This window comes from Halorubrum ruber (genome assembly GCF_018228765.1).
GTDB classification, from domain to species: Archaea; Halobacteriota; Halobacteria; order Halobacteriales; family Haloferacaceae; genus Halorubrum; species Halorubrum ruber.
This window is the reverse complement of sequence record NZ_CP073695.1, coordinates 487,544-512,114: the sequence shown is the minus strand read 5'-3', so window position 1 is coordinate 512,114 and position 24,571 is coordinate 487,544. Positions and strand designations below refer to the sequence as shown.

Annotated in this window: 17 protein-coding genes, 2 tRNA genes and 3 pseudogenes; 7 read left to right on the top strand and 15 right to left on the bottom strand. The window is 69.8% G+C overall.

Annotation, left to right across the window (positions count from 1 at the left end):
• Window positions 1-60 precede the first annotated feature (60 nt).
• Window positions 61-134, top strand: a tRNA-Val gene (locus J7656_RS02395).
• 343 nt (window positions 135-477) lie between these two features.
• Here the strand turns inward: J7656_RS02395 and J7656_RS02390 are convergent.
• The 3 genes and pseudogenes from J7656_RS02390 to J7656_RS02380 form a co-directional block, all read right to left on the bottom strand.
• Window positions 478-1,590 (bottom strand): DNA-methyltransferase, encoded by a 1,113-nt coding sequence (locus J7656_RS02390; protein WP_211553962.1) that lies wholly within the window; start codon window positions 1,588-1,590, stop codon window positions 478-480.
• A gap of 90 nt (window positions 1,591-1,680) precedes the next feature.
• A pseudogene (locus J7656_RS02385) lies at window positions 1,681-2,495 on the bottom strand (ABC transporter permease).
• Window positions 2,492-3,472, bottom strand: a complete 981-nt coding sequence (locus J7656_RS02380; RefSeq protein WP_211553961.1) for an ABC transporter ATP-binding protein — start codon at window positions 3,470-3,472, stop codon at window positions 2,492-2,494. The pseudogene J7656_RS02385 and the gene J7656_RS02380 overlap by 4 nt, the downstream one beginning before the upstream one ends.
• Window positions 3,473-3,753: 281 nt before the next feature.
• Between J7656_RS02380 and J7656_RS02375 the strand changes: the two genes are divergently transcribed.
• Entirely contained in the window at window positions 3,754-5,169 is a 1,416-nt protein-coding gene (locus J7656_RS02375) for a GntP family permease (RefSeq protein WP_211553960.1), read from the top strand.
• A gap of 65 nt (window positions 5,170-5,234) precedes the next feature.
• On the opposite strand, the pseudogene ligA reads toward J7656_RS02375, so the two are convergent.
• The 11 genes and pseudogenes from ligA to J7656_RS02320 all read right to left on the bottom strand — a co-directional run bounded on the left by ligA (window position 5,235) and on the right by J7656_RS02320 (window position 17,927).
• Window positions 5,235-7,414, bottom strand: a pseudogene (gene ligA, locus J7656_RS02370) (NAD-dependent DNA ligase LigA).
• A 523-nt stretch (window positions 7,415-7,937) separates the two neighbouring features.
• Entirely contained in the window at window positions 7,938-9,137 is a 1,200-nt protein-coding gene (locus J7656_RS02365) for a metal-dependent hydrolase family protein (RefSeq protein ID WP_211553959.1), read from the bottom strand.
• Between the two features lie 164 nt (window positions 9,138-9,301).
• Window positions 9,302-9,637: a glutaredoxin family protein gene (locus J7656_RS02360; protein WP_017343705.1), complete on the bottom strand. Its 336-nt coding sequence runs from the start codon at window positions 9,635-9,637 to the stop codon at window positions 9,302-9,304.
• Window positions 9,634-10,017, bottom strand: coding sequence for a DUF7126 family protein (locus J7656_RS02355; RefSeq protein ID WP_017343704.1), 384 nt, complete (start codon window positions 10,015-10,017; stop codon window positions 9,634-9,636). The genes J7656_RS02360 and J7656_RS02355 overlap by 4 nt, the downstream gene beginning before the upstream one ends.
• Window positions 10,017-10,934: a glutamine-hydrolyzing GMP synthase gene (guaA, locus tag J7656_RS02350; RefSeq protein WP_017343703.1), complete on the bottom strand. Its 918-nt coding sequence runs from the start codon at window positions 10,932-10,934 to the stop codon at window positions 10,017-10,019. Before guaA ends, J7656_RS02355 begins: the two co-directional genes overlap by 1 nt.
• The gene (gene pyrG / locus J7656_RS02345; RefSeq protein ID WP_211553957.1) at window positions 10,935-12,590 is read right to left on the bottom strand and encodes a CTP synthase; all 1,656 of its coding nucleotides are present in this window, start codon (window positions 12,588-12,590) and stop codon (window positions 10,935-10,937) included. It lies immediately after the preceding gene.
• Between the two features lie 111 nt (window positions 12,591-12,701).
• On the bottom strand, window positions 12,702-14,027 hold the full coding sequence (locus J7656_RS02340) for an outer membrane protein assembly factor BamB family protein (RefSeq protein ID WP_211553955.1): 1,326 nt from the start codon (window positions 14,025-14,027) through the stop codon (window positions 12,702-12,704).
• A gap of 160 nt (window positions 14,028-14,187) precedes the next feature.
• Window positions 14,188-15,015 (bottom strand): FkbM family methyltransferase, encoded by an 828-nt coding sequence (locus J7656_RS02335; RefSeq protein ID WP_211553953.1) that lies wholly within the window; start codon window positions 15,013-15,015, stop codon window positions 14,188-14,190.
• A 763-nt stretch (window positions 15,016-15,778) separates the two neighbouring features.
• A tRNA-Leu gene (locus J7656_RS02330) sits at window positions 15,779-15,862 on the bottom strand.
• Window positions 15,863-15,892: 30 nt separating this feature from the next.
• Entirely contained in the window at window positions 15,893-16,945 is a 1,053-nt protein-coding gene (locus J7656_RS02325; RefSeq protein ID WP_017343699.1) for a PAS domain-containing sensor histidine kinase, read from the bottom strand.
• A gap of 106 nt (window positions 16,946-17,051) precedes the next feature.
• Window positions 17,052-17,927, bottom strand: a pseudogene (locus tag J7656_RS02320) (EamA family transporter).
• A gap of 112 nt (window positions 17,928-18,039) precedes the next feature.
• On the opposite strand from J7656_RS02320, the gene J7656_RS02315 reads away from it, so the two are divergent.
• Window positions 18,040-18,603, top strand: a complete 564-nt coding sequence (locus tag J7656_RS02315) for a DUF309 domain-containing protein (protein ID WP_017343697.1) — start codon at window positions 18,040-18,042, stop codon at window positions 18,601-18,603.
• 136 nt (window positions 18,604-18,739) lie between these two features.
• The gene (locus tag J7656_RS02310; RefSeq protein WP_211553952.1) at window positions 18,740-19,543 is read left to right on the top strand and encodes a M14 family metallopeptidase; all 804 of its coding nucleotides are present in this window, start codon (window positions 18,740-18,742) and stop codon (window positions 19,541-19,543) included.
• A gap of 30 nt (window positions 19,544-19,573) precedes the next feature.
• Here the strand turns inward: J7656_RS02310 and J7656_RS02305 are convergent, their stop codons facing one another.
• Window positions 19,574-19,954 carry a cupin domain-containing protein gene (locus J7656_RS02305; RefSeq protein ID WP_017343695.1) on the bottom strand — a complete coding sequence of 127 codons (381 nt, stop codon included), beginning with the start codon at window positions 19,952-19,954 and terminating at the stop codon, window positions 19,574-19,576.
• Window positions 19,955-20,067: 113 nt separating this feature from the next.
• Here J7656_RS02305 and J7656_RS02300 point away from each other — a divergent pair, with 113 nt between their 5' ends.
• The 3 genes from J7656_RS02300 to J7656_RS02290 all read left to right on the top strand — a co-directional run bounded on the left by J7656_RS02300 (window position 20,068) and on the right by J7656_RS02290 (window position 24,553).
• Window positions 20,068-21,252: a M50 family metallopeptidase gene (locus tag J7656_RS02300; RefSeq protein ID WP_017343694.1), complete on the top strand. Its 1,185-nt coding sequence runs from the start codon at window positions 20,068-20,070 to the stop codon at window positions 21,250-21,252.
• Window positions 21,253-21,388: 136 nt separating this feature from the next.
• Window positions 21,389-23,446 (top strand): DUF460 domain-containing protein, encoded by a 2,058-nt coding sequence (locus tag J7656_RS02295; protein WP_211553950.1) that lies wholly within the window; start codon window positions 21,389-21,391, stop codon window positions 23,444-23,446.
• A 120-nt stretch (window positions 23,447-23,566) separates the two neighbouring features.
• Window positions 23,567-24,553, top strand: coding sequence for a tyrosine--tRNA ligase (locus tag J7656_RS02290; protein ID WP_017343692.1), 987 nt, complete (start codon window positions 23,567-23,569; stop codon window positions 24,551-24,553).
• Window positions 24,554-24,571 lie beyond the last annotated feature (18 nt).

Sequence of the window (24,571 nt, the reverse complement as noted above, 5' to 3'; positions counted from 1 at the left end):
GTCGGGGTTCGCGTCGCGGAAGGAAATCGTTTTCCGCTCTCGGCGGGTTCAAACGGGTGAGGGCTCGTGGTCTAGCTGGTTATGACGCGGCCTTTACAAGGCTGAGATCGGCGGTTCGAACCCGCCCGAGCCCATTTCTGGGACGAACGAAGTGAGTCACAGAAATGTCTGCGAGGGCGCGGTTCGAACCCTATCGGTCGCGCGCAGCGAGCGAAGCGAGCGAGCACGTCCGATTTCGGTTCGAACCCGCCCGAGCCCACTGTTGCTGTCGCGAGCAATTTCGCGAGCGACAGCAACGTGCGTGTTTGAGGGCGGGTTCGAAGCAGGGAACGGAGCGAGCGGTGCGAGGTGCGAGCAACGCGAGCACCTCGGCGGCGAGCGGAGTGAGTGAGGTTTGAACCCGCCCGAGCCCATCTCCTGGGCGAGCAATTCCGCGAGCTACAGGTACGGAGAGGCCGGTTGGAACGCCTGGAGAAGTTACCGGAACTGACTCCCAAGGGTTGCCTGTCCGTGACCGTCTGCGTCCCCGTCGATCGACTCGGACTCGTTGTACGGGGAGTGCGTCACGGCGTATCCGCTCTCCGTCTGCTCGACGCCGTCGATCGTATAGAGTTGGAGGGGTTTCTCCTGTTTCGTCGTGACCGGGAAGTCGTAGTTTTCGGCGTCGTATTTGAACTCCTTGCCGTCTTCCAAGCGCTGCTCGACGAACTCCTCGTGGTCTCGAACCCGTTTCGACACCGTGGCGTGAGCGAGCTCCGCGACGTCGGCGACCTCCGCGTCGAACACCTCCGTGAACTTCTCTTGGAGCTCGTACCCGACGGAGTTCCGAGCGGCGATCATCGCCGCCAGCGAGGTCGTCCCGGTCCCCCAGAACGGGTCGAGCACTGTGTCTCCGTAGACGCTGTACATGTTGATGAGCCTGTACGGGACTTCCAGCGGGTACGCGGCCGAACGGTCCCTGAGCTCGGTGTCGGCGTCCGTTAGCTCCTGTGACGTTCCCCGAACGTCTTCCCAGACGTCGGAGAACCACTCGTTGCGCTCCTCCCAGAAGTACGCCGACTCGTATCGGACGTCGGTCCCGGACGGGAACTCCCGGCTCTGTTTCCCGTTACGGAAGACGAGCAGGTACTCGTGTTCGAGGGTCGCGTACGCGTTCGGTGGCATCATCCCCGACCCCATGAACTTCGCCGCCGAGTTGGCGGGTTTCCGCCAGAGGATGTCCGGGAGGGGTTCAAACCCCATCTCGTCGAAGCGCTCGGTGATACGCGCGTGGTTCTGGTAGACTCTGAAACTGTCGTCCACCTTCCGAGTCGCGTCGCCGACGTTGATACACGCGATCCCGCCGTCAACGAGGACCCGTTCGACTTCGTCCCACGTCTCGGCGAGCTCCTCGTGCATCAGGTCGAAGGCCCGCCGACCGTCGCCTTCGTCGAGAGACGTTTCGATGTCTGCGTTCAGCGAGAAGAAGAGGTCGTCCCACATCTCGATCATCGGATACGGCGGGGAGGTTACGACGAGTTCGACCTCGTTGTCGTCTAACTCCGAGAGCGAGGTCGAGTTCCCGACGAAAACGTCGTGGGCAGTCTCCATACGCACAGGCTATTCGTGCGAGCGTTTGTAGCTATTGTTGCGCCCGTCGACCCGCGCGCATCGGCCCGAAAAGCTCTACGACGGGGGCGCCTACAGGTCGTCCGCGTCGAACTTCAGCAGTCCGGCGAGCGGCGGCGCGAGCGTCCAGAACACGAGCATCGCGGCCGCCGACAGCTGCTGGTTCACGGTGTCGCCGGTGAACAGCTGCTCCGCGAGGAAGGCGTTCGACAGCGCCTCCACGGCGGTCGTTGGGTTCGAGACCCGGAGGAACACGTCGACCTGAGCCGCGGACACGGGCAGCGCGTCGACGACCGGCCCGACGGCGCCCACCAGCTGGCCGGTGAGGGGCCCCACAGCAGGACGAAGAGGACGTATATCGCGACGCCCCCGATGAGCGCCCGGCGCTGAGTGGAGGACGCGGCCGAGCAGCCCACGGAGACGGCGACGAACACGACGCCGAGCGCGGCCGCGAACACGGTGTACCCGAGGAACGCGCCGGCGTTGAACACGACCGGCGCAGCGATCAACACCAGCGCGGGCAGCAGGAACCCGGCGAACACCGCGAGCGAGAGCGCCGCGCCGCGACCGGCGACCTTCCCCAAGACCACGTCGGCCCGCGAGTGCGGCAGCGACAGGAGCAGCTTCAGCGAGCCGGACTCGCGCTCGCCGCTCACCGCGTTGTAGCCGACGACGACGCCGACGAGCGGGACGAGCGTCGTGACGAGGAAGCGGCCGACGAAGGCGCTCAGGAGGAGTTCAGTGGCGAACTGCTCGCTCTCGCCGGTCGGGCGCACGGCGTACGCGAACGCCGAGACGAGCAGCGAGAACAGCACCACGAGGGCGATCATGCCGCGCGACTGAACCGTCTCCCGGAAGTCCTTCCGGGCGATGGCGGCGAGGCTCATCGGTCCACCTCCCCTTCCGCCGGTTCGTCCTCGCTCGACGTGGACGCGACCGCATCGGCGTCACCCTCAGCCGCGTCGGCCTCCGTGTACGCCAAGAAGAGGTCCTCCAGCGAGGCCTCGCGGGTGTGGAAGTCGGCGACCGCGACGCCGGCGTCCTCCAAGGTGGCGATCACGTCCGTCTTCGCGTCGCTGGCGCAGTCCACCACCAGTTCGTCGCCGTCGCGGGTGACGCCGGAGACGCCGTCGAGCGCGCGGACCGCCGCGACCGCGTCGTCGTCGGCGCCCGCGGCCGCGACCTCCAGGGTCTCCTCGCCGCCGACGGCCTCGCGGAGCCCCTCGACGGAGTCCTCGGCGACCAGTTCGCCGTCGCGGAGGATGCCGACGCGGTCGCAGACGGCGTCGACCTGTTCGAGGATGTGCGACGAGAAGAAGACGGTGGCGCCGCGCTCGGCCTCTGTCCGGACGATCTCGCGCATCTCCTTGGCGCCGGCCGGGTCGAGGCCGGACGACGGCTCGTCGAGGATCAGCAGGTCGGGGTCACCGACGAGCGCCATCGCGAGGGCGAGCCGCTGGCGCATCCCCTTCGAATACTCGCCGGCGGAGCGGTCGGCCGCGTCGGCGAGGCCGACGCGGTCGAGGAGCGCGTCCGGGTCGTCGTCGGCCTCCTTCGACTCGACTGCGAACTCGACGTGGTTCCGACCGGAGAGCCGGTCGTACACCGAGAAGCCGTCGGGGAGTACGCCCGTTCGGCGGCGAATCTCGACCCCCTCAGTCGCGACGTCGGCGCCGAGCACGCGGACCGTCCCCGCGGTCGGGCGGACGAGGTCTAAGAGCATGTCGATCGTCGTGGACTTACCCGCGCCGTTCGGCCCGAGGAACCCGTACACCTCGCCGTCTTCGACGGTGAGATCGAGGTCGCGAACGGCCGTGACCTCGGCAAACTCCTTGGTCACGCCCCGCAGCTCGATGGCGGTCATGGCTTCCGGTTCCGGCGTGAGTTCATAAAGGGTTGCGGGTCGAGGCGCGGGCCGCCCGCCCGCTCGACGAGTATGTCGGTAAACAAACTTGTTTTCCGCCACCAGAAGTGTTCTGTTAAAAGTAATAAAGAATATCACCCAGTTCTCTGACTGCTTTTTGCCGGTCAAAACGAGCCGATACACAGCGAGAAAGAAACTGTTTTTTGGCGTTTTGGCGCTTACACCTACAGATCTGCCCTCGCAAAAAGATTTAAATGATAATACCGAACATACCGATCGGTATGGTTCCGATACCACTTCAGGCAGCTGTCGAGTTCGCGCACAGTCCACTACTAACTTTCATAATTGGGCTGATAATCGTAGTGGCCCTGCTGGTGTGGCTGGACCTCCCGGCGTTCATCGGGCTGATCATCTCGGCGTTCCTGGTCGGCGTCGTGAACACGATCTTCGTCGCCGACTTCACCGCGGCTGACGCCGGCAGTCAAGTCGCGACGGCGTTCGGGAACGGAATGGCGGGGATCGGCATCCCGATCCTCATGGCCGCGGTCATCGGCAAGGGGATGTTAGAGAGCGGCGCGGCCCAGCGGATCGTCCGCGGGTTCCAGAACGTCCTCGGCGAGGGCAACTCCGACGTGGCGCTTCTGGGGAGCAGTTCGGTGCTGGCGATTCCGGTGTTCTTCGACAGCGTGTTCTACCTGATGGCGCCGCTCGCGCGCTCCATGCGGGCGCGCGTCGGCCGTGACTACACGCTATTCATCGTCGTCGTCGGCGCGGGTGCCGCGACGACGCACGTGTTCGTCCCGCCCACGCCCGGCCCGCTCGCGGTCGCCGACCAGGTCGGCAGCAACCTGGGGACGACGATCCTCGTCGGACTGGCGGTCGCCATCCCGGCCGCGATCGTCTCCGGAATCGTCTACGGGCGCTGGATCAACAGCCGGCTGGACATCCCGCTGCGCGACACGATGGCGACCTCGACGGAGGAGCTCCAAGAGGTCGCGGACCGGTCGACCAGCGAGCTCCCGGGCGTCCTCGAGTCGCTGGCGCCGATCCTGCTGGCCGTCGTGCTGATCGCGTCGTCGACGGCCGTTAACACGTTCCAAGAAGTCGTTCCCGCGCTCGCCTCGCTCCAGCCGGTCACCGACTTCCTCGGGAACAAGAACGTCGCGCTGACGATCGCGGCGCTCGCGGCCGCGTACACGTTCTACCGCTACGAGGCGATGACGCAGAGCGAGTGGAGCGACGAGCTCACCGAGGCGCTGAGGAGCGGCGGGAACATCGCCGCTATCACGGCGGCCGGCGGGGCGTTCGGCGCGCTGCTCGCCGCCTCCGGCATCGGTGACTACCTGGCCGGCGCGCTCCAGGAAGTGGGGATCGGCCTGCTCGTCACGGCCTGGCTCATCGCCGCGATCGTCCGCATCGCCCAGGGGTCGGCCACCGCCGCGATGCTGACCGCCGCGGGGATCATGGCGCCGCTCACCGGCCAGCTGACCGTCCACCCGGCGTACCTGGTGATGGTCATCGGCGCCGGCGGGAACATCTTCTCGTGGTTCAACGACTCCGGCTTCTGGCTCGTCAGCGAGATCGGCGGGCTCACCAAGCGGGAGACGCTCCAGACGTGGACCGCCCTCACGACGATCATCTCGGTGACCGGGCTGATCACCGTGCTGATCTTGTCGACGGTCCTGCCGCTCGCCTGAGGCGAGCGACCCGTTTTTCCGAGCGGTTTTTCCAGCGACTCAACCCGCTAGCGGCCGCGCCGCCGCTACTCGTCGTCCTCGGGCGGCCACGCCACGCCGCGCTCGGCGAGCAGGTCGGCGAACCCGTCCTCGTCGACGACCGGGATGTCCTCGGCGTCGGCGTCGTCGCGCTTCGACCGCCCGGGGTTCTCGCCGGCGACGAGGTAGTCGGTGTTGCCGGAGACGCTCGACGTGGCGTTCGCGCCGCGCGCCTCGACGTGCGCCTGCGCCTCGCTCCGCGGGACGGACAGCGACCCGGTGAACACGAAGGTGAGCCCGTCGAGCGCGTCGGCCGGCCCGTCGCCCGCGTCGGTCTCGAACGGCTCGGGGTCGACGCCGCGCTCGCGGAGCCCCTCGATCGGCTCGCGGTTCTCCTCGGTGTCGAGGAACGACCGGATCGATTCGGCCACCTCGGGACCCACGTCGTCGACCTCGCGGAGGGCCTCCTCGTCCGCGTCGAGGAGGGCGTCGAGCGTCCCGAAGTGCGCGGCGAGCGCCCGTGCGGTCGTCGCGCCCACGTCGGGGATCCCGAGCCCGGCGAGGAAGTCGTCGAGCGGCGGGTTCCGGGTCGCGTCCAGTTCCGCGATCAGGTTCTCGGCGCTCGTCTCGCCCCACCCCTCCAGGTCGGCCAGCTCCTCGGCGGTCAGGTCGTAGAGATCCGGCAGCGACTCGACGAGGCCGGCCTCGCGGAGCTGTTCGACCCGCTCCGGGCCGAGCCCCTCGACGTCGAGCGCGTCGCGGCGCGCCCAGTGTTCGACCGCCCGTTCCAACTGGGCGGAACAGCCGAACCCGCCGGTACAGAACGCGAGGGGGCCGTCACACTCGATTTCGGCCCCGCAGACCGGACACTCCTCGGGGAACTCGTACGTTCCCTCGGAGCGCTTCTCGACGACCTCCGGGACGTACGGGATCACGTCGCCGGCGCGGTAGATCCGGACGCGGTCGCCGACGTTCACGCCGAGCGCCTCGATCTCGGCGGGGTTGTGGAGCGTCGCGCGCGAGACGGTGACGCCGCCGACGTCGACGGGGTCGAGCTCCGCGACGGGCGTGAGCCGCCCGGTGCGGCCCACCTGGACCGTGACGCCTTCGACCGTCGTCGTCGCGGTCCGCGGCGGGAACTTGTGCGCGAACGCCCAGCGCGGCGCGCGCGACGTGCTCCCGAGCGCCTCGCGGTGCGCGAGGGCGTCGACCTTGATCACGACGCCGTCGACGGCGTAGTTCAGGTCGTCGCGGGCGGCGAGAATTTCGTCGCGGTACTCGATCGCGGCCTCGACGTCGTCGACGATCTCCACCCGGTCGTTCCGGCGGAGCCCGAGCGACGCGAACGCGTCGAGCGCGTCGCGGTGGCGCGCGGGGCGCTCCGGGCCCTCGTCGCCCGCCTCCCACGCGAGCACGTCGAAGAAGAAGACGTCGAGGGGGCGCTCGGCGACGACCGCGGGGTCGAGCTGGCGGAGCGTCCCGGCCGCGGCGTTGCGCGGGTTCGCGAACGGCTCCTCGCCCCGCTCGATCAGCTCGTCGTTGTACGCCTCGAAGGCGTCGCGAGGCATGTACACCTCGCCGCGAACGGCGAGCCGGTCGGGGTGGTCGTCGCCGCGCAGGCGGCCGGGGACCGAGCCGATCGTCCGGACCTGCTCGGTGACGTCGTCGCCCTCGCGGCCGTCGCCGCGCGTGGCCGCGCGGACGTACTCGCCGTCCTCGTACACCACTTCGATCGAGAGGCCGTCGAACTTCGGCTCGCAGACGTACGCGAGGTCGGTGGGGTCGAAGCCATCGAGTTCGCCGGACTCGGCCGCGTCGGCAAGCCCCTCGCGGACGCGCTCGTCGAACTCGCGGACCGCGTCGGCGTCGGTCGCGTTGTCGATCGAGAGCATGGGCGCGACGTGCTCGACCGTTTCCAGCGCGTCGAGCGGCTCGCCCCCCACCTGCCGCGTCGGGGAGTTCTCCGTCGGGAGGTCGAACGCGGCTTCGAGCGCTTCGAGCCGGGCGAACAGCCGGTCGTACGCCTCGTCCGAGATCAGGGGGTCGGCCGCGACGTAGTACCGGTGGTCGTGCTCGCGGACGGCCGCCCGGAGCAGTTCGGCCTGCTCGGCGGCCGCGTCCGCGGAGAGGTCCTCGACCGGCTCGAAGTCGGTCGGGGGTCCTCGACGTAGGGGTTCTCGTCCGGGTCCGCGTGCCGGGTCGACGACCCGGATTGCGCGCTCGTCATCGACCGACCCTTGCGTCGGCTCGGGTTAAAAGCGACCGTTCGGATCGCCTCGCGGTCGAGCCCGCAGTCGACGACGGCGAGACGGCATTTAAACATCCGCGCGACGGCGACGATTACTTATAAACGAACGCGCGGTGCGGTGGCGCGTGCCGGTGAGCGCCGCGACGCGGCGCGAACCGCACGCGCGAGGGACGCGGCGACCGAAGGGAGCCGCGAGGCTGGGGAGGCGTGAGGTGCCGTGCTGTGCGGTGCGGGGTGGGGTAGGACTCAAAGGGGCAGCCGCGAGGCGGGCGTAGACGACGTAAGCACCACAGGGAGCGAACGCAGTGAGCGACCGAGGAGCGCAACGAGTGTACGCCCGCCTCGCGGCTGGGGCTTTGGAGGTGTTCACCGCGCCGGCGACCAGTTATAAACGAGCAGCTAAGATTTTCGCCGCGCTCACCGCAGAATCGAGTTTTATTTATAAACGCCCGACCGCAACTCGGCTCGGCCGTTTATAAGAGCCGCACCAGACTGAATTCGCCTATTTCACGCGCTCGCCGCGCGCGAACACCGCCTCGGGGTCCTGCCACGCCGCGACGTCCTCGGTCGGGTCGGCGTCAAGGAGGACCAGATCCGCCACGTACCCTTCCGCGACCCGCCCGACGTCGTCGAGCCCGAGCAGGTCGGCGGCGTTGACGGTGGCGGCCTCCAGCGCCCGCTCGGGGGAGAGCCCGTAGTCGACCATGTACGCCATCTCTTGGGGAATGTCCGCGAAGAAGTTGAACGGGGTGCCCGCGTCGGTGCCCATCGCGATCGAAACCCCGGCGTCCAGCGCGTGGTCCCACGCGTCGTCGAAGCGGTCCGCGGCGTCCTCGGCCTTCGCGACGGCGTCCTCGGGGATGCCGGCCTCGACGCCGTTGTCGACGATACCGCGGAGCGCGCTCGCGGTCGGCACCCAGTAGGTGCCGCGCTCGGCCATCATCTCGGCGGCCTCGCGGTCCATGAACGTCCCGTGCTCGACGCTGGAGATGCCGGCCTCGACCGCATTCTTAATCCCCACCTCGCCGTGGGCGTGGGCTGCCGTGGGGGTGTCGGTCGGCGCGGCCGCGTCGGTGAACGCGGCCAGCTCCTCGGGCGTGAGCTCGGGGGCGCCCGTCACCGCGCCCTCGGTGAGGACGCCGCCGGTGGCCATGCACTTGAGCACGTCCGCGCCGGCCTTCAGCTGCTCGCGGGCCGCCTTCCGCACCTCCGCGGGGCCGTCCGCCTCGCGGCCGAACCAGTTGCCGTGGCCGCCGGTCATGATCACGTTGCGGCCGCACGCGAGGACCCGGGGGCCGTCGATCTCGCCGGCGGCGACCGCCTCGCCCGCGTCGAGCGCGAGCGTCCCGCGGCTCCCGAGGTCGCGGACGGTCGTGACGCCGTTCGAGACGGCGGCTTCGAGGTTGCTCGCGGCGCGGTAGCTCGCGGTGTAGTCGCTGTCGGACACCGCGGTCGAGACGTCCGGGCGCCCGTCCATCATGACGTGGACGTGCGCGTCGATCAGCCCGGGCGCGACGACGCGGTCACTCGCGTCGACGGGTTCGAGGTCCTCGTCCGGGACGTCGGCGACCGCGTCCGCGACCGTCTCCGGATCGCCGACCGCGGCGATCTCGCCGTCGACGACCGCCACGTCCGCCCGCCGTGTTCCCTCCGCGTCCGCGACTCGACCGCCGGTGAACAGGTGTGTGCCTCCTTTTGCCATGCTAATCAGAGGGAGGGACACGAACCTAAAGGGTCGGGTCGCGGTAGGAGAGATCGCGGGAGATAGTGGGCGGGGCGCGGGCGAATCGCGGGCGGGCGGGGTGCGGGCGAATCGCGGGCGGGCGGGGTGCGGGCGAATCGCGGGCGGGCGGGACGGCGACCGCGTCAGGTCGCCGCCAACAGCTTCAGACGCAACTCTCGCTCGTCGACCTCGTACTTGAACGCCGGGTGGCCGTCGACCAGCACGTACGGGACGCGCTCGCCGTACTCCTCGGCCAGTTCGGGGTCGGTGTCGACGTCGATCACGTCGAGGTCGACCCGCACGCCGTCGAGGTCGGCGGCGACCGACTCGATCGTCTCGCGGGCGACGACACAGAGCGAGCAGTCATCGCGGGTGTAGAGGGTGACCGGGACGGTCGCGGGGGCGTCGTCGGACGCGTCGTCTCGGGCCGCGTCCCCGTCGCCCTCCTCGGCCGCCGTCGAGTCGTCCTCCCCGCTCACGGCTCGCCGTCGTCGTCGGACAGCAGCTCCTCGGCGACCGTCGCTGCGTCGAGCAGGTCGGGGTCGACCGCGAGGTCGGCGACGGTCGCGACGAACTCCGGCAGCGACCGGCCCGCGTACGTGACGATCTGGACGTCGGGGTTCAGTTCCTTCGCGACCGGGATGCCGGTGGCCTCCTCGACGTCGGTGAGGACGAACAGGTCAGCGTCGGCGACGCCGGCGTCCTCCAGCTTCGCCGCCGTGACGAGCCCCTCGATCCGGCGGATCTCGACGCCGAGCGCGGCCAGCTCCTCGCCGAGGCCGTGCTCGTCGGGGCCGGCGACGATCGCGATTTCCCCCTCGGCGCGACCGCCGTCGGGGCGGACGGGAGCTCCCGCCATCACTCGTACTCGATCGTCGCGGGCGGTTTGTGGGTCACGTCGTAGACGACCCGCGCCACGTTCTCGTTCTCGCCGGTGATCCGGCTCTGGATCCGCTGGAGCGTGCCCCAGTCGAGCTCCTGCGCGCGGGCGGTCATCCCGTCGCGGCTCTCGACGGAGCGCACCGCGACCACCCAGCCGTGGACGCGGTTGTCGCCCTTGACGCCCGTCGCCTTGCCGAGGACCGCGGCGAACGCCTGCCACGGGTCGTACTCCTCCAGTTCCTCCTCGACGACGTGAGTCGCCTCGCGGGCGACCGCGGCCTTCTCCGGCGTCACCTCGCCGACGATCCGGACGGCGAGCCCGGGGCCGGGGAACGGCATGCGCTCGGAGATGATCTCCTCGAGCCCGAGCGCTCGGGCGACCTCGCGCACCTCGTCCTTGTAGAGGTCGCGCACGGGCTCGACGATCCCCTCGAAGTCGACGACTTCGGGGAGGCCGCCGACGTTGTGGTGCGACTTGATGTTCCCCTCCGACTCGATGCGGTCGGGGTAGATCGTCCCCTGGACGAGGAAGTCGGCGTCGACGTCGCGCGCGACCGTCTCGAACTCGTCGATGAACCCCTCGCCGATGACGTGGCGCTTCTCCTCGGGGTCGGTGACGCCTTCGAGCCGGTCGAAGAATCGGTCCTGCGCCTCGATCACCCGCAGCGACTCCATGAACGAGAAGGTGTCTCGAATCTCGTCGGTCTCCCCCTTCCGCATCAGCCCCGTGTCGACGTAGACGGGGGTGAGCTGGTCGCCGACCGCCTCGTACGCGAGCGTCGCCGCGACCGAGGAGTCGACCCCGCCCGACAGGGCGATCACGGCGTTCGCGTCGCCGATCGCCTCCCGGATCTCCGCTTTCGCCTCCGCGATGAATTCCTCCGTCTCGACCATCTATAGCCTCACGTCCGCGTTCCGCTCGGTTGTGTCCGTCGATCCCAGCGCCGCCTCGACGAGCGAGACGAACGGGGGGCTCGCGCGGTCCGGGCGCGACCGGAACTCGGGGTGCGCCTGCGTCCCGAAGAAGAACGGGTGGTCTGGACGTTCGAGGATCTCCATCCGGTTGTCGGCGCGCCCGGAGAAGACGAGCCCGTCGGCCTCTAAGGCGTCGATGTACTCGGGGTTCACCTCGTAGCGGTGGCGGTGGCGCTCGGTACAGGAGTCGGCGTCGTACACCGCGGCCGCGAGGGTGTCGGGCTCGATGTCCGTCTCGTGGGCGCCGAGCCGCATCGTCCCGCCCATGTCCTCCGTCTCGTACTGGTCGGGGAGGAGGTCGATGACGGGGTGGGGCGTGTCGGGGTCGATCTCCGCGGAGTGGGCCCCGTCGAGCCCGAGGACGTTGCGCGCGTGTTCGACGACCGCCATCTGGAAGCCTAAACAGAGCCCGAGGAACGGCACGTCGTTCTCGCGGGCGTAGCGGATCGCCTCGATCTTCCCGTCCGTGCCGCGGGAGCCGAACCCGCCGGGAACGACGACGGCGTCCGCCTCGGCGAGCCGCTGTTCGTGCTCCTCCTGCGTCTCGTCGGCGTCGACCCACAGCACGTTCACCTCGGTGCCGGTCTGGATGCCGGCGTGTTTCAGCGCCTCGTGGATCGACATGTAGGCGTCTTCGAGCGCGTACTTGCCGACGAGCGCCACGTCGATCTCCTCGTCGCGGTCACGGGTGACGAGGTCGCGCCACTCCGTCGAGCGCTCTTCCTTCGGGAGCGCCTCGTCGACGAGGCCGAGCCGCTCCATCACGTACTCGTCTAACCCCTCGTCTTCGACCATCAGCGGGACGTGGTAGATGTCCTCGACGTCGGGGTTCGAGAAGACGGCGTCCGTGGGCACGTCGCAGAATAAGGCGATCTTTTCTTTCGTCTCCGGGTCGAGCCGGTCCTCGGAGCGCCCGACGAGGATGTCCGGCTGGAGCCCGATCGAGCGCAGCTCCTTCACGGAGTGCTGGGTCGGCTTCGTCTTCTGCTCGCCGTTCTTCGAGTAGGGTACGAGCGTGACGTGGGTGAAGAGGATGTCCTCGTCGTCCTCCTCGTGGGCGAACTGGCGGAGCGCTTCGAGGAACGGCATCGACTCGATGTCCCCCACGGTCCCGCCGATCTCGACGAGGCAGACGTCGGAGCCCTCGGCGGCCTCGCGGATGCGCCGCTTGATGTCGTCGGTGACGTGCGGGATGATCTGGACAGTCTTGCCGAGGTAGTCGCCGGCGCGCTCGCGCTCGATGACGTGCTGGTAGGTCTTCCCCGTGGTGACGTTGTGGTCGAACGTCATGTCGGTGCCGAGGAAGCGCTCGTAGTTGCCGAGGTCGAGGTCGACCTCGCCGCCGTCTTTTAACACGTACACCTCGCCGTGCTCGTACGGGTTCATCGTCCCGGCGTCGACGTTGAGGTAGGGGTCCACCTTGACGGCGGTGACGTCGAAGCCCGCGTTGGCGAGGAGGCGCCCGGTGCTGGCGGCCGTGATGCCCTTGCCCAGCCCGGACATCACACCGCCCGTGACGAACACGAACTTCCGACCCAGCGAGGGGTCGTACCCCGTGTCGGGATCTGCTGGCATATCGACCGTCCGGCAGGGGCCGGCAAAACCGTTTCGGACCCCGCGTTTCGCTGGACGTTCGTGACTATTTGCCGACGCACCGCCCGACCGCCCGACAGCGGGGCGGCCGGCTCACTCCGGCGCGGCGAGCCGGTAGCACATGCCGGGTTCGTCGGTGTTCTCCGGGGCGCGCTCGGTGTAGTAGACACCGTCGTCGGTGACGAACGGCGCGCTGGTCACCTCGCCGTTGCCCTCGACCGCCCAGGTCACCGAGCCGTCACCGCGATCGAGCGCGTAGAGGTGCTCGTCGTACGAGCCGACGAGGACGTGGCCGTTCGTCACGGTCACGTTCCCCGTGATCCACCCGTCGGTCGGGGTCGACCACAGCTCCTCGCCGGTCGCCAAGTCGATCGCGTAGACGTTCGTGTCGTGGCTCCCGACGTACACCGTTCCGTCGTGGACCGCCGGCGCGCACATGACGCCGCCCGTGCGGATCGGGTCGGGCTCGTCCGACGGCGACACGGAGTCGTCCGTCTGGAACTCCCAGAGCCCGGAGCCGTCGGTGACGTCGACGGCGGTGACGGTGCCGGCCCACGACGGGACCACCGCGATCCCGCGGCTGATCGCGATCGGCGCCTTGACGTCGCCGCCGGTGTCGAACGTCCACGCGCGCTCGCGGTCGACGAAAGACCACGCGTAGACGCGGCCGTCGTTGGCGCCGAACAGGAAGCGGTCGCGGTCGAGGTCGACCGCGACGGTCGAGTGCGGGTGGTCGGTCGGCCGGCCGTCGCGCCACACCTCGTCGCCGCTCTCGGCGTCCAGCGCGACGACGGCGCCGCTCGGCGGCGAGAACTCGACGGCGACGTACAGCGTTCCGTCGTGGTACGTCGGGCTGGCGGCGGCCGCGTCACCGATATCGGTCTGCCACTCGATCTCGCCGCTCGCGACCGAGACCGCGGAGACGACGCCATCGTAGGTGCCGACGTACGCCAAGCCGTCGGCGATCGCGGGGGTGCCGTGGCTCCCCCACTTGGCGTCGGAGAGGTCCGTCTCCCAGTTCGTCGTCCCGTCGACCGCGATCGACTGGATCCGGCCCGTGTCGTCCGCGACGAGCATGTCGCCCGCCGGCGTCGGCATCGGACTGCCCTTCGAGGCGGAGTGCTCGCCGCGGTTCGCCGGCACCGACCACCGCACCTCGACGGTCTCGGGTATCGTCGCGTCGATGTGGCCGTGGTTCCGGAGCCCCTGCCGGAACTGCGACGCGAGTCCGTCCGACGACTGCGGTCGGGCGTCGAGGTCCAGCGGCAGGTCGACCTCGTCGAACCCCGATCCGGCGGTGGCGGCGGGCGAGTCACCGTCGCCCGACGAGTCGCCGCCGAGCGAGCTACAGCCAGCGAGTCCCGTGACGCCGACGCCGCCGGCGACGCGGAGCAGGTCGCGACGCGTCCGTTCGGTCATAACGCCCGATTCGGGGGAGAGAATAAAAAGCCATACCGCTCGGCTGCGCGGCGGCGGGGCGGTGGCGCGGCGGCGAGCGGCCGGTCCGTAGGAGCGACGGCGCTCACCGATTCGAGTCTGGGCCGGGAGAAACAGTACCCAGAGGAACGACGACTCGCGCTCAGACCTTTTCCGCGCGGATGAACGACTGATAGCCGTCGATCGAACGCCTCTCGACGGAGAAGCCGCGGGATGCGAGAAAGTCTGACACGTCGGAGACGGAGTACCCCTGAGAGTCGAGCCGGTCCTCGTGGACCTCGCAGTAGACGAGCCGACACTCGGGGCGCGACAGGGTCGAGTCGAGGCCCTGTAGGACGTCCATCTCCGTTCCTTCGACGTCTATCTTCAACGCGGTCGGCGGCGGTGCGCGCTCCTCGGCGACGAACTCGTCGCCTCGCAGCTTCGTGACCGGGACCGATTCGGACTCCTCCTCGTAGTACTCCGTGAGGAGCGTGTGCCCGGCGGACCCGAGGTTATCGGGTCCGAACCCGGGCGAGAGCTTCATCTGTGCGCTTCCCGACGAGGCGGCCAGGGCGACGCGATGAACGGCGACCTTCGACCCGTTCAGTTCGGCGTTCCGTGCGAGCCGGTCGGCGTTCTTCGGATGGGGTTCGAACGCCACGATCGTCGTGTCGAGGACGTCAGCGGCGAGACAGGCGTACAGCCCGAGGTTCGCACCGAGGTCGTAGAAGATGTCGTCGGGCCGCAGATCCGAGAGCAGCTCTTCGAGGATGCCCCGCTCCGGGAGCCGCGCGAAGTCGAGGTATTCGCTTTTCGACAGCGCGTAGAGGTCCGCCTCCGCCTCGCCGACCGCCACTCGGTAGGTGTCGCTCCGGAGCCGGTGCTGTTTGTACCTGAGGTCCTCCCACAGCCGCGTGGCGCGTTCGATGAACGATTGAACACGGAGCTTCGTCGTCGGTTCGGTCTCCGGCCCGGGATTGTGACTCATCGTCGCATCATGACGGTAGCGGTACATGGTTATGGACCGTCTTACGGGTGTCGCGAGCTTATGTCCCGGTTTCAGAGCTGAGGAGCGCCCCGGAATGGACTGCTTACTAACGCCTGCCGCCGGGGCAACGGCCGACGAGACCGACACCGATTCGATGTGGCGGGCTCCGCGTCCGGGCCTTGCCCCGGTCGCGGGAGCCGGTCGAAGCGCCGCGGCGACGGGGTTCGATGAGAGCGCCGCGGCTACGAGAGTCGACTGAGGAATTTTTGCGAGGGAAGAGCGCTCCGAGAGCGTCTTCCGCATCACGGGGGGTGGACCCCGGCGATGCGAGGGGAGGGATTTGAACCACGGTCGCGCCAGAGGCGCTCCCTGATTCAAATCCTCCCCCCTGATGTATTCGCGCGCTGTGGGCGCGTTCATGCGAGGAGAGGGATTTGAACCCACGGACCACCGCGAGACGGTCCGGCTCGCTTCGCTCGCCGGCTGCGACTCGCGTGCTCTCGTTCGCTCGCGTCGCTCGCTCACGAGACCTCTACAGGAGCGGAGCTTGAATCCGCCGCCGTTTCCGGGCTTGGCGATACCGGGGGCTCTGCGTGAGTCGAGTGAAGTTTTGCGAGGGAAGAGCGCTCCGAGAGCGTCTTCCGCATCACGGGGGGTGGACCCCGGCGATGCGAGGGGAGGGATTTGAACCACGGTCGCGCCAGAGGCGCTCCCTGATTCAAATCCTCTCCCCTGATGCATTCGCGCGTTGTGGACGCGCTCATGCGAGGGGAGGGATTTGAACCCACGGACCTCTACAGGAGCGGAGCTTGAATCCGCCGCCGTTTCCGGGCTTGGCTACCCTCGCACGCGGACTGGCGTTGGCTCGGCCCCCCCTTTATTTCGTCGATTTCGCACCGGCCAGCGTCGCGCGGAACCCGCCCTCGGCCGACTCGCCGATCTCGAGCGTCCAGCCGTGCGCGGCCGCGACGCGCTCGACGATGGCGAGTCCGATGCCTGTGCCCCCCTCCGGCGAGACGCCGAAGTCGGTCAGTTCCGCGCGCGCCTGCTCGTCGTCCGGAAGCCCCGGTCCGTCGTCGGCCACGTACACCCCTCGGTCGTCGACGCCGACCCGGACCGTAGGCTCGTCGCCGCCGTGGTCGAAGGCGTTGCCGATGAGGTTGCTGACGGCGCGCCGGAGCAGGGTCGGGTCGCCGGCCACCGGCCCGGGGTCCTCGACGACGAGCTCGGCGTCGGCCGGGCAATCGCCGACGTCGCCCGACTCCAAGCAGTCGGCGGCGAGGTCTCCGAGGTCGACCGCGGCGTCCGCGGTCTCCACCTCGTTCGGGTCGCGGGCCATCACCAGCGCCTCGTCGATCATCGACTCGATCCGGTCGAGCGCCTCCTCGGCGGCCGCCAGCCGCTCGGTGTCGCCCGTCTCGCGGGCGAGCTCGACGTAGCCGCGGGCGACCGACAGGGGGTTCCGGAGGTCGTGCGAGAGGAAGCCGGCGAGCCGTTCGAGCCGCTCGTTGAGCCGCTCTAACTCTCGTTCGCGCTCGACGCGGTCCGTGACGTCGCGGATCACTCCGACCGCGCCGACGACCGAGCCGTCGCGCTCGATCGGCGTCAGCCGGGTCTCGGTGGTCACCTCGCCGCCGTCCGCGAGCGTCGTCGTGAGCTGGACGCGCTCGTCGTCCGTCTCGCCCGCGAGGACGCGCTCAACGGCCGCCCGGTAGCGCTCGCCGGTCTCCTCGGACCAGTACCCCTCCTCGACGAGCCGTTCCGGGTGTTCGTCGTGGAGGACGTCCTCATCGAACCCGGTCACCTCGCGGAGCCGGTCGTTGACGAACACGCGAGTCCGGTCGGCGCCGAGGACGTACGCGCCGTCGCCGAGCGCGTTCACGATCGACTCGGCGTGGTCAATCGGGCTCGACTCCGGCGAGGAGTTCATACGATCGATACGGGCCGAACGGGCAAGTGTCTCTCGGGTAGCGGCAGGCGTGACGGTCGAGGTGGGCGGCGGCTCCTCCCGCGCGCCGTCCGTCCCGCGCGCCGCCTCAGCCCGCGATCATCGCGACGCCGACCACCGCGAGGACGGCCGCGACGAGCCGGAGCCGGAAGTGGCGCTCGCCGAGCAGCACGCCTCCGAGGACGACCGCGACGATCGCCTGCGTGTTGATCACCGGGGAGGCGACGCTCGCGGGCAGCGCCGCGAACGCGACCGTCGTCAGGTGCTCGCCCAGCGCGACGAGCGCGCCGGCCGCGAGGAACTTCGGAACGTCGTCGCGGCTCGCCTCGATCGGGTTCCGGATCGCCGCGGGGAGCAGCACGACCGCGACGCCGACGAGCAGCAGCGGCACCCAGAGCGTGCCGGGAATCGCGAGCTCCTGGAGCGCCACCCGCTTGCCCACGTCCGCGACCGCGTAGCAGGCCGCGCTCGCGAGCGCCAGCTGCGCGGGACGCGAGCGGGCGGCCCGCGCGAGCGGCGCGAAGAAGCTGCCCGGCTCGTAGTTCGCGACGTACACCGCGAGCGTGGTGACGACGACGCCGGCGACCTGGATCGGCGCCAGCACCTGCCCGAGCAGCCCGACCTCCAGCGGGAGGACGAACATCGGGACGACCTTGTTGATCGGCGCGACGTACGACACCGTTCTCGATGGCGCGCAGAAAGAGGACGAACGCCGCGGCCGTCGCGAGGCTCGTGACGGCGACGACCGCGAACCGCCGCGGGACGACGAGCCCGGACAGCCCGGCCGCGGCGTCGCCGAAGCCGACCGTGAGCCCGGTCGCAGCGAGGAACCACCCGAGCGCCGCGGCGTTTATCGCCACCGTCAGCGCGGCGGGGGGATACTCCGAGAAGGCGCGCTTCAGGACGAAGAGGTACGTCCCCAGACGACGGCGGCGGCGAGCGCGAAGAGGAGTCCGGCGTCCATTCGTTCGCCCCGAGCGCGACCGGGGGAAAGAAGGGTTCGATCCGGTCCCGAGCCGGTTCATCCTCCACCCCCCGCGAAACGGTTAGGTCGCTCCCGCGTGAACGGCCCGGACATGGACGACCACACCCGCGACCCGGGCGTCGCCCCGCCGCTCGGGAACCCGACCGGGTGGCACGCGGGCGACCGACCCAACTCGTCCGGGGCAGGTGAGGAGGACGAGTCGTCGGGCGGCCCGCCGGACGCGCGGGCGGTCGGCGGCTACTGGGAACACGCGACGCTTCGGCGCGCGACCGAACACGGCGTGCGGCTGTTCAACGACGGCGCCTACCACGAGAGCCACGACTGCTTCGAAGACGAGTGGTATAATTACGGCAGCGGCACCGCAGAGAGCGCCTTCCTCCACGGGATGGTTCAGGTCGCGGCCGGCGCGTACAAGCGCGTCGACTTCGAGAACGACGCCGGGATGCGGTCGCTGTTCGAGACGGCCCTCCAGTACCTCGACGGCGTCCCGGGCGACTTCTACGGGGTCGACGTCGACGACGTCCGGGAGACGCTCCGCGCCGCGCTCGACGACCCGAGCGCGGTCGACGGCTGGCGGATCGCCCTCGACGACGCGCGGCCCCCCGCCTACCCGGCCGACTACGAGTACGCGGATCAGGTGGACGAGGGCCACTGAGCGCGTCGACGAGGGGCACTAAGCGCGTCGACGGGGGGCACTGAGCACGTCGACGGGAAACCGAGGGCGACGCCGCCGATTCGGCCCTCCGTCTCCGATCCGAACGCCACTTATCCGCCGCGCGTCTGCGGGACGTATGGAAGTTCACGATCTGGGCGACGGGGAGCCCGAGGTCGCCGTCGTCGGCGCGATCCACGGCGACGAGCCCTGCGGCGCTCGCGCCGTCGAGCGCCTGCTCGACGCCGACCTCGCCCCCGAGCGCCCGGTGCGGCTGATCGTCGCCAACGAGGAGGCCCTCGCCGCCGGCGAGCGGTACCTCGACGCCGACCTCAACCGGGTGTTCCCGGGCAACCGCGACGCGGCGGCCCACGAGGTGCGGCTCGCGGCCGACCTCGTCGACGCCGTAGAGGGGTGTACGACCCTCGCGATCCACTCGACGCAGTCGTACGCCGAGCCGTTCGCCGTCATCGACTCGATGGACGAGGTGACGCGCGCGGTCGCGCCGCATCTCCCGGTCGACGCCGTGATCCAGACCGACGCGTTCACCGAGGGCCGGCTCATCGAACACCCGCACACGCTCGAAGTGGAGGCGGGACTTCAGGGCTCGGAGGCCGCCGCCGACAACGCCTACTGGCTGGCGCGGGCGTTCCTCGCCTCGACCGGCGCCGTCTCCGCGCCCGGCGCCGACGACGTGCTCGACGTCGGCGGCCGCGAGGACGTTCCGGTGTTCCGGCTCCGCGAGCGGATCCCGAAGCCGGAGGCGGAGGCGTACGAGGTGTTCGCGCGCAACTTCGAACGCGTCGAGTCCGGCGAGCGGTTCGCGGCCGCCGACGGCGAGCCGCTGCTCGCCGACGAGCCCTTCTACCCCGTGCTGCTGTCGCCGAACGGCTACCGCGACCAGTTCGGCTACGTCGCCGACCGGGTCGGCACGCTGGAGTAGTCGGCCCGCGGGACCGAGACGGTCGGATTTCTACTCGACGAGTTCGATGGTGTCGTCGCCGTTCGGCACCGCGCAGATGAACGCGCCGGGCTCGTCGCCTTCGTTGCGGTACCAGTGTTCGACGCCCGCGGGGATGAGGAGCGCGTCGCCGGGCGAGACGGTGTGCTCCTCGTCCCCGATCCCGACGACGTACTCGCCGGCGAGGACGTACTGCTCGTGTTCGACCGCGTTGGTGTGGCGCGGGACCTCGGCGCCCGCCGCGAGCTCGAACCGGCGCATCGCGAAGTTCGGCGCGCCGTCCGACTCGTCGAGGAGGACGCCCTTCGAGAGCCCCTCGGCGGCGTCGACGGGTTCGTAGCGGATTTCTTCGCCGCGCTTCACGACCGGGTCGGTGTGGGCTGCGTCGCTCATGGGCGTCTGTGACGGGAGCCGGGTATTTAAGCCATCACCGACCGGACCGTGCGAGCGGTCCGATCGCTTCCCGGACCCCGTGACTTAACCGGTCACCACCCGAACTCGATGGCATGCGTGGAATCAAGGTCGGGAGCGCGTTCGGCATTCCGATCCGCCTCAACTGGACCTTCCTGATCGTTTTACCGCTGTTCGCGTACCTCATCGGCGGACAGGTGGGAGAGATCGCCGGAGTGATGAACGAGGTCGCCGGGCTCGGGATCGACGCGGGCGCGGTCGCGGCCGGCAACACCCCGTGGCTGCTCGGGCTGACGGCCGCGGTGGGGCTGTTCGTCGGGGTGTTGCTCCACGAGTTCGGCCACTCGCTGGTCGCGATGCGCTACGGCTACGAGATCGAGTCGATCACGCTGTGGCTGCTCGGCGGGCTCGCCAGCTTCAAAGACTTCCCCGAGGACTGGAAACACGAGTTCTGGATCGCGATCGCCGGCCCGCTCGTCAGCGTCGCGGTCGGGGTCGCCTGCTACGGGGTCGTCCTCGTCGGTGCGGGCGGCTCCGACGCCCTCCTCTTCGTGTTCGGCTACCTCGCGCTGTTGAACGTCGTCCTCGCGGTGTTCAACATGCTCCCCGCGTTCCCGATGGACGGCGGCCGGGTCCTCCGGGCGCTGCTCGCGCGGAACCAGCCGCACGCGCAGGCGACCCAGCGGGCCGCCGCCGTGGGGAAGGTGTTCGCGTTCCTGATGGGGATCATCGGCCTGTTCACGTTCCAGCTGCTTCTCATCGTGCTCGCCTTCTTCGTCTACATCGCCGCCTCCGGCGAGGCGCAGCAGACGACCCTGAAGGCCGCCTTCGAGGGCGTCACCGTCACGGACATCATGACGCCCCGCGATGACCTCCACACGGTGTCGGAGGACACCTCCGTCGCCGACCTGATGAGCCGGATGTTCGAGGAGCGCCACACCGGCTACCCCGTCCTCGACGGCGACGAACTCGTCGGGATGGTCACCTTAGAGGACGCCCGCTCGGTCCGCGAGGTCGAGCGCGACGCCTACCGCGTCGACGACGTGATGGCGACCGACCTCGTCGCGGCCGACCCGAACGCCGACGCCCTGACCGCGCTCCAGACCATGCAGGAACACGGCGTCGGGCGACTGCCCGTGGTCGACGCCGACGGCGAGCTCGTCGGCCTCATCTCGCGGTCGGACCTGATGACCGCGTTCAACATCATCCAGACCGGCGGAACGCCCGGGATCATCAGCGGCCGGCAGCAGGGGGCGGGCGACGAGCCGCGGATCCTCTGAGGGCTCGTCAACTTAGCGCCGATCCGCTGACCGCCCGCCGATTCGACATCGATCCACCGACCGCTCACCAACTCGCCGGCGAGGAATCGTCTCCCCCGGCGTGGGGTATATACGCGGCAACGACCTACCTCGGGCCGTGACAACCCGGACCATCCGCGCCCGCGACCGGCCGGTGTTCGGCGTCGACGTCCACAGCGGCGACGTCCGCGGCGACAGCCCCTCCTACGCGCTCGTGATACTCGATCCGGTCGACGAGGACGACCCGGACGCCCCGGACGCAGACGGGCCGATGGCGCGGGTCACCCGCGACGTGGTCTCCTTCCGGAAGCTCTGCCGGCTGATCGACGACCGCGAGCCCCTCTACGTCGCCACCGACAACGCCTACGAGCTGGCGGCCGACAAGGGGGAGCTCGTCAACTTCCTCCGGTCGCTCCCGGACGGTACCCGGCTCGTTCAGGTGACCGGCGCGGAGCGCCCGGAGCCGCTCTCGCGGGTCGCCTCCCGCCACGGGATCCCCTACGGGAAGGAGCCGATGAAGGAGGCGGAGGCGGCCGCGCGGCTCGCCGCGGCCAACGTCGGCCACGAGGTTACCGCCTTCACCGACGAGACGCGGGTGAAGGTGTCCCGCGGGCGCTCGACCGGCAAGGGCGGGTGGAGCCAGGACCGCTACACCCGACGGATCCACGGCAACGTGAAGAAGCGGACGCGGCAGGTCCAGTCGAAGCTGAAGGAGGCGAACCTCGACTTCGAGCGCGACGTGACCGAGAAGTACGGCGGCTACGCGAACGCGACGTTCACGGTCGAGGCGCGCCCCGAGGACATCCCCGTGTCGAACTCGCGGGCCGGCGACGTGCGCGTCGAGGTCGAGCGCGAGCGCCGCGACGGCATCGAGTACGAGCCGCTCGTACAGCGGCGCGACCGCGTCATCGTCGGGATCGACCCCGGGACCACCACCGCGGCCGCGGTCGTCGGGCTCGACGGCACCGTCCACGCGCTCTACTCCTCGCGGACCGGCGACACCGCCGAGGTGACCGAGTGGATCGTCGAGCAGGGCCGCCCGATCATCGTCGCCGCCGACGTGGAGCCGATGCCGGAGACCGTCGAGAAGTTCCGGCGCTCGTTCGACGCCGCGGGGTGGAAGCCCACCACCGATCTCCCGGTCGACGAGAAGCTCCACCGCACCCGCGAGGCGAGCTACGACAACGACCACGAGCGCGACGCGCTCGCGGCCGCGCTGTACGCCTACGACGACCACGAGGACCAGTTCGAGCGGATCGCGGCGAAGACGCCGCCCCGGCTCGACCGCGAGGCGGTGATCGCCGGCGTCGTCGCGGGCGACTCGTCGGTCGAGGCCGTCATCGAGGACCTGAGCGAGGACGACGGGAGCGGCGGTGGCGGGAGCGGCGACGGCGACGGCGACGAGTCGGACCCCACGGAGCCGGAGCGCACCGAGGAGGAGGAGACGATCCGGCGGCTCCGCGAGCGCGTCGACCGGCTGGAGTCGCACGCCGAGTCGCTGGAGGAGGACTTAGAGGAGCGCGACGACCGGATCGCGGAGCTTGAGGGGGAGTTAGAGGAGGCGAAACGCGAGGAGCGCATCGAGGCCCGCGAGCGTCGGGCGGTCTCGCGGCTCGAACGCGAGACGGACCGGTTGGAGCGCGAGCGCGACGAGGCACAGGAGCGCGTCGCGGACCTCGAACGGAAGGTGGAGACGTTGAAAGAGCTGTGGCGGCTCGACCACTCGAACTTCGGCGACGTCGCGGAGGAGCGGGGGCTCGTGAGCGTGAAAGTCGTCGAGCAGTTCACGCTCGACGCGCTCGACGCCGCGGACGAGGCGTACGGGCTCGTCGCCGGCGACGTGGTGTTCCTCCGGGACGCGTCCGGCGCCGGCCGCCGGACCGCCGAGCGCCTCGCGGAGACGGAGCCGCGAGCGGTGATCCGCGGCGAGGGGAACCTCTCGGACGTCGCGGACGCGGTGCTGTTCGAGCGCGGGGTGCCGGTGGTGCCCGCGGACGCCGTGCCGGTCCGCGAGGTGGACGAGCTGGCGGTCGCGAGCGAGGAGGACCTCGTCGCGGCCGTCGAGGAGTGGGAGGAGGAGGCCGAGGAGCGGCGGCGCGACCAGAAGGCCGAGCGGATCGACCGGATCATCTCCGAACACCGGGCGGGGCGGACGCTGCCCGAGACGGAGGAGTAAGGGCGGCGGGGTCGCCTCGAACCCGAAGAGCGAGCGCCCGACGGCCGCGCTGGCGGCGCTCCGCGTGATCCGTCGGCACGCATCCAGAAGTCATATGTCCGGTAACGCACAGTCGGACGTATGGACGCTCACGAGCTGATCACCCGGAACGCGGCCGAGGTGGTCACCGAGGCGGAGATCGAGGCGCTGGCCGACGACCCCGAGGGTAAGCGGGCGTACGTCGGCTACGAGCCCTCGGGCGTGCTCCACATCGGTCACATGCTCACCGCGAACAAGCTCATCGACCTCCAGGAGGCGGGGTTCGAGGTGACCGTACTGTTGGCCGACGTACACGCGTACCTCAACGACAAGGGGTCGTTCGAGGAGATCCGCCACACCGCGGAGCGGATGCGCGACCAGTTCATCGCCTACGGGCTCGACGAGTCGAACACGCAGTTCGTCCTCGGCTCCGACTTCCAGCTCGACGACGACTACACCCTCGACCTCCACGCCCTCGAACTGGAGACCACGCTCGCCCGCGCTGAGCGGGCGATGGCCGAGATCACCTCCGGCGACTCGGTGAAGGTGTCGCAGGCCGTCTACCCGCTGATGCAGGCGCTCGACATCCCGTACCTCGGCGTCGACATCGCGGTCGGCGGGATGGAACAGCGCAAGGTCCACATGCTCGCGCGCGACGTGTTACCGAGCATCGACCGCGAGCCGCCGACGAGCCTCCACACGCCGCTCATCGCCGACCTCGGCACCGGCCGCGGGAAGATGTCCTCCAGCGAGGGCGTCACCATCTCGATGGAGGACTCCCGCGAGGACATCGAGTCGAAGGTGAACGACGCCTACTGCCCGCCCACCGCCGACCCCGAGCCGGCGGACGACGGCACGGCCCGCGACAACCCCGTCCTCCAGGTGTTCGAGTACCACGTGTTCCCGCGGTTCGACGCGGTGACCGTCGAGCGCCCGGAAGAGTACGGCGGGAATCTTGAGTACGACGCCTACGACGACTTGGAGGCGGACTTGGAGTCCGGCGAGCTCCATCCCGCGGACGCGAAGGGCGCGCTCGCGGAGTACCTCGACCGCCTCATCGCCCCGGGCCGCCAGCAGCTCGCGGAGTAGCCCGGTCGCGTTCTCCGG

What these genes read in the sequence shown, in the direction of transcription:
- J7656_RS02390 (WP_211553962.1), bottom strand. Translation starts at nt 1,590, where the DNA reads ATGGAGACTGCCCACGACGTTTTCGTCGGGAACTCGACCTCGCTCTCG.
- J7656_RS02380 (WP_211553961.1), bottom strand. Translation starts at nt 3,472, where the DNA reads ATGACCGCCATCGAGCTGCGGGGCGTGACCAAGGAGTTTGCCGAGGTC.
- J7656_RS02375 (WP_211553960.1), top strand. Translation starts at nt 3,754, where the DNA reads ATGGTTCCGATACCACTTCAGGCAGCTGTCGAGTTCGCGCACAGTCCA.
- J7656_RS02365 (WP_211553959.1), bottom strand. Translation starts at nt 9,137, where the DNA reads ATGGCAAAAGGAGGCACACACCTGTTCACCGGCGGTCGAGTCGCGGAC.
- J7656_RS02355 (WP_017343704.1), bottom strand. Translation starts at nt 10,017, where the DNA reads ATGGCGGGAGCTCCCGTCCGCCCCGACGGCGGTCGCGCCGAGGGGGAA.
- guaA (WP_017343703.1), bottom strand. Translation starts at nt 10,934, where the DNA reads ATGGTCGAGACGGAGGAATTCATCGCGGAGGCGAAAGCGGAGATCCGG.
- pyrG (WP_211553957.1), bottom strand. Translation starts at nt 12,590, where the DNA reads ATGCCAGCAGATCCCGACACGGGGTACGACCCCTCGCTGGGTCGGAAG.
- J7656_RS02340 (WP_211553955.1), bottom strand. Translation starts at nt 14,027, where the DNA reads ATGACCGAACGGACGCGTCGCGACCTGCTCCGCGTCGCCGGCGGCGTC.
- J7656_RS02335 (WP_211553953.1), bottom strand. Translation starts at nt 15,015, where the DNA reads ATGAGTCACAATCCCGGGCCGGAGACCGAACCGACGACGAAGCTCCGT.
- J7656_RS02325 (WP_017343699.1), bottom strand. Translation starts at nt 16,945, where the DNA reads ATGAACTCCTCGCCGGAGTCGAGCCCGATTGACCACGCCGAGTCGATC.
- J7656_RS02315 (WP_017343697.1), top strand. Translation starts at nt 18,040, where the DNA reads ATGGACGACCACACCCGCGACCCGGGCGTCGCCCCGCCGCTCGGGAAC.
- J7656_RS02310 (WP_211553952.1), top strand. Translation starts at nt 18,740, where the DNA reads ATGGAAGTTCACGATCTGGGCGACGGGGAGCCCGAGGTCGCCGTCGTC.
- J7656_RS02305 (WP_017343695.1), bottom strand. Translation starts at nt 19,954, where the DNA reads ATGAGCGACGCAGCCCACACCGACCCGGTCGTGAAGCGCGGCGAAGAA.
- J7656_RS02300 (WP_017343694.1), top strand. Translation starts at nt 20,068, where the DNA reads ATGCGTGGAATCAAGGTCGGGAGCGCGTTCGGCATTCCGATCCGCCTC.
- J7656_RS02290 (WP_017343692.1), top strand. Translation starts at nt 23,567, where the DNA reads ATGGACGCTCACGAGCTGATCACCCGGAACGCGGCCGAGGTGGTCACC.